General features: G+C 42.4%; 1 protein-coding gene. It reads left to right on the forward strand.

What is annotated here, in order from left to right; translation table 11 throughout:
* Nucleotides 1-189 precede the first annotated feature (189 nt).
* Nucleotides 190-1,167 carry an IS110 family RNA-guided transposase gene (locus C9I98_RS26350; protein ID WP_107272677.1) on the forward strand — a complete coding sequence of 326 codons (978 nt, stop codon included), beginning with the start codon at nt 190-192 and terminating at the stop codon, nt 1,165-1,167.
* Nucleotides 1,168-1,211: the final 44 nt, after the last annotated feature.

Here is a 1,211-nt window from a genome sequence, read left to right on the forward strand (position 1 = left end):
GCCTTGTATCTACATGAGTAGGCTGTTTAGCTAGTAGCCTATTCGTTTATAGCTTGGTAAGCGTGTTCCTGGCCAAAGTACTTAGATGCTGTAGGGGAGATTAATCTACCAAGCTATTCCTTATCATATTGGATGGTATCCTAGCGCCTGCAAACTGCAGTGATGCTGCATGTACAAGGATAATAAGTAATGGAATATGTAGGTATTGACATTAGTAAGGCTAAATTTGATTGTCTTTGGCTAAGAGACTCATCAAAAAACAAAGTAAAAACGAAGGTTTTTAAGAATAACCGGACTGGTTTTCAAGAGGTAGAGAGTTGGTTACTCAAAAATACTCAATCTCAGCCTGACGACATATTCGTCACACTGGAAGCGACAGGGGTTTACCATGAAGCCGTTGCATTTTACCTATTTGATAAGGGCTTCAAAGTCAGTGTCGTAAACCCAGCCAGACCAAAGCAATTTGCTCGTGCACTAGGTATCGCCCATAAAACGGATAAGTCAGATAGTCTACTGTTGGCTCGTTTTGGGAGCCAAACAGAGCCAGTGCTTTGGAAGCCTGAACCAATAGAGGTCAGAGAATTAACGGCCCTGATTCAAAGAGTTGAAGCTATTGAAAAGGATATCCAACGAGAAGAAAATCGCAAAGAACAGGCTGACATCTCGAAGTCGTCTCAGTTAGTAGTAGAGTCTCTTGAAAAAGTGATTGGATTACTCGTCGATGAAAAAGCACGACTCATAAAAGAGCTCGACGATCATATTGATAAGCATCCAAGCTTAAAGTCTGATCGCTCATTGCTTGAGACTATTCCAGGTGTAGGTCCTGTGGTGTCTAGATTGATGCTTTCAGTGCTGAGGAAAAAGGATTTTGAGAGCGCTGGTAGTTTGTCAGCTTACCTCGGGCTCATTCCAAGAATAAGAGAATCGGGAACACTTAAAGGACGCTCAACACTGACAAAAGTTGGGCCTTCAAGAATTAGAGCCAAGATATACATGGCGGCGGTTGTAGCGAAGAAGTGCAACCCTGACATAAAAGCTCAATACGAGAGATTAGTCGCCAACGGCAAAACCCATATGCAAGCATTGGGGGCTGCAATGAGAAAGCTGACTCAGATTTGCTTTGGTGTTATCAAACATCAGATCGAATACCAGCCTCAAAGCATTTAAATAGCTTAAGGCTAGACAAGATACAAAAAGATGGTATCTCCCCT

It is taken from the genome of Photobacterium sanctipauli (assembly GCF_003026495.1).
Taxonomy (GTDB): Bacteria; Pseudomonadota; Gammaproteobacteria; order Enterobacterales; family Vibrionaceae; genus Photobacterium; species Photobacterium sanctipauli.

What these genes read in the sequence shown, in the direction of transcription:
- C9I98_RS26350 (WP_107272677.1), top strand. Translation starts at nt 190, where the DNA reads ATGGAATATGTAGGTATTGACATTAGTAAGGCTAAATTTGATTGTCTT.